The sequence below is a fragment of the Consotaella aegiceratis genome, from assembly GCF_036541425.1.
Classification (GTDB): domain Bacteria; phylum Pseudomonadota; class Alphaproteobacteria; order Rhizobiales; family Rhizobiaceae; genus Consotaella; species Consotaella aegiceratis.
In genome coordinates this window covers 1-2,533 of the sequence record NZ_JAZHFT010000112.1, presented here as the reverse complement: position 1 = coordinate 2,533, position 2,533 = coordinate 1, and the positions used below count along the sequence as shown (strand labels likewise).

General features: G+C 67.6%; 2 protein-coding genes. Both read left to right on the top strand.

The window, feature by feature from the left end:
* Positions 1 to 128: 128 nt before the first annotated feature.
* Positions 129 to 1,037, top strand: coding sequence for a tyrosine-type recombinase/integrase (locus tag SMD10_RS25180; protein WP_331688470.1), 909 nt, complete (start codon positions 129 to 131; stop codon positions 1,035 to 1,037).
* A 3-nt stretch (positions 1,038 to 1,040) separates the two neighbouring features.
* Positions 1,041 to 2,234, top strand: coding sequence for an IS91 family transposase (locus SMD10_RS25175; protein ID WP_331688469.1), 1,194 nt, complete (start codon positions 1,041 to 1,043; stop codon positions 2,232 to 2,234).
* The last annotated feature ends 299 nt before the right edge of the window (positions 2,235 to 2,533 follow it).

Genomic DNA, 2,533 nt, shown 5'->3' with positions numbered 1-2,533 from the left:
GAACGAACCCGCTGCGCGGGAGGGCACCCGCGGTTGAGGTTAGAGGAGACAGGCCGAAGTCGCGCCTGCATTGAGCGTCGTGCGGCAGGGGCAGAGCATGACGGGCTTCTTCAACAAGGAGCCCGACCATGCAGCCCCCCCATCACGACGCACCCGTCAGTCCGCTGCGCCAGCGGCTGATCGACGACATGAACATGCGGCGCTTCTCCCGCGAGACCCAGCGCAACTACCTCCGCGACATCGGGCGCCTGGCGACGTTCCTCGGGCGTTCACCGGACACGGCGACCGCCGACGATCTGCGCCGGTTCCAGATCGAGCAGCAGGAAGACGGTGTCCCCGTGCCGACCATGAACAGCATCGTGTCGGCGCTGCGCTTCCTCTTCACCCACACGCTCGACCGCCCGGACCTGACGCGCAGGCTCGTCCGGCTGGCACATCCGCGCAACCTGCCAGTGGTGCTGAGCCGCGACGAGGTGGCACGGTTGCTCAACGCCACGACGTGCCTCAAGCACCAAGCCGCATTGTCGGTCGCCTATGGTGCTGGCCTGCGCGTCGCCGAGGTGTCGATGCTGAAGGTCGCCGACGTCGACAGCGAGCGCATGCTGCTGCGCGTCGAGCGCGGCAAGGGCGGGCGCTATCGCAACGCCATGCTCTCCGCAGATCTGCTCGCTCTCCTGCGTGAGTGGTGGAAGGTCGGGCGGCAGCAGGGCGTGATGCACCGCGACGGCTGGCTGTTCCCGGGGCAGCACGCGATGAAGCCGATCAGCACGCGGCAGCTCTATCGCATCGTCGTCGAGGCAGCCCAGGCTGCCGACATCGCCAAGCGGGTCGGGCCGCACACGCTACGCCACAGCTTCGCCACCCACCTGCTGGAGGACGGCATCGACATCCGGATCATCCAGGTCTTGCTCGGGCACGCAAAGCTCAACAGCACCGCCCTCTACGCCAAGGTCGCGACCAAGACGGTGCGCACGGTCACGAGCCCACTCGACAAGCTCGGCCTGTTCAAGCCGGCAGAGATCTCGCCCGACGGCTGAGTCGTGCGCGCCTCGATTGAGGTCGCGGACATCTTCCGAGCCGCTGGGCCTGCTTATCGGGCCGTCCATGCAGGGCGCCTGAGCCTCGCCCAGCTCAAGGTCATGTCGGCGATCGAGCACTGCCGCACCGCGGCGCTCGGCGGTCACGTCGAGACCTGCGAGGACTGTGGCCAGTGGCGGATCGCCTACAACTCCTGCCGCAACCGGCACTGCCCGAGGTGCCAGGGCGCTGCGGCGCGAACGTGGCTCGCCGAGCGCGGGGCCGACCTCTTGCCGGTCGGCTACTTCCACGTCGTGTTCACGCTGCCCGCCGAGGTCGCCGACATCGCCTTCCACAACAAGGCGCTCGTCTACGACCTGCTGTTCAGGGCGGCGTCGGAGACGATGATAACGATTGCCGCCGATCCCAGGCACCTCGGCGCGCGCATCGGCATCACCGCCGTGCTCCACACCTGGGGTTCGGCGATGACCCACCATCCGCACGTGCACATGATCGTGCCAGGTGGCGGCATCGCACTGGGCGAAAGTCGATGGATCTCCTCGCGTCCGGCCTTCCTGCTTCCCGTGCGCGTGCTCGGCAAGCTGTTCCGCCGGCTCTTCCTCACCCGGCTGGTCGCTCTCCATGACGCCGGGCGGCTCGGCTTCTTCGGGACCTTTGCCCATCTCGCCGAGCGGCAGGCTTTCCTGCGCCACCTTGCTCCCGTCCGGGCAAAGCGCTGGGTGGTCTACGCCAAGGCGCCTCTAGCCGGACCGGCAGCGGTGCTCGCCTACCTGTCACGCTACACTCACAGGGTCGCGATCTCGAACAGTCGCCTGATCGCGTTCGATCAGGAAGGCGTCACCTTCCGCTACAAGGACTACCGCCGCGACGGCACTGATCGCCAGCAAGTCATGACGCTGAGCCCCGACGAGTTCATCCGCCGCTTCCTGCTCCACGTCCTGCCGCGAGGGTTCCATCGCATCCGGCACTACGGCCTGCTCGCCGGCTCAGGCCGCAAGGCCAGCCTCGCGCTCGCCCGCGAACTCTTGGGCGTCGTCGAGCCGCCTGGCTCCGGCAGCTCCGACGAACGGGACGACTTCCGCCCGCCGTGCCGCTGCTGTGGCGGACGCATGATCATCATCGAGACATTCGAACGCTGGAGGCAGCCACGCGGGCCGCCGAAGGCATCGGCAACAAGCCGGGAGACTGCGTCATGATCCGGCATGGCATGGTCGAGCCTTCAGCCGAAGGCGCTCCACCTCCGGCAACGGCCCCACACGTGTCCATGATGACTATCGTAATCGACAGGGTCGCGACGAGCTACCTGCAGGGCCGGCTAATCGGCGCGGAGGCACAACGAAGCGGCCTGTCCGCATCCACCCACGCGCTTTCCAGCGACGGCCGCGCCATCGCCGACATCGACCGCAGATCGAAATCCCCATAGCCATCGACTGTGGCCCGCGGGTTCCTTCCTCGGGGACTTTCGTACGCCTGCCGGCGCCCGAAACTCTTCACG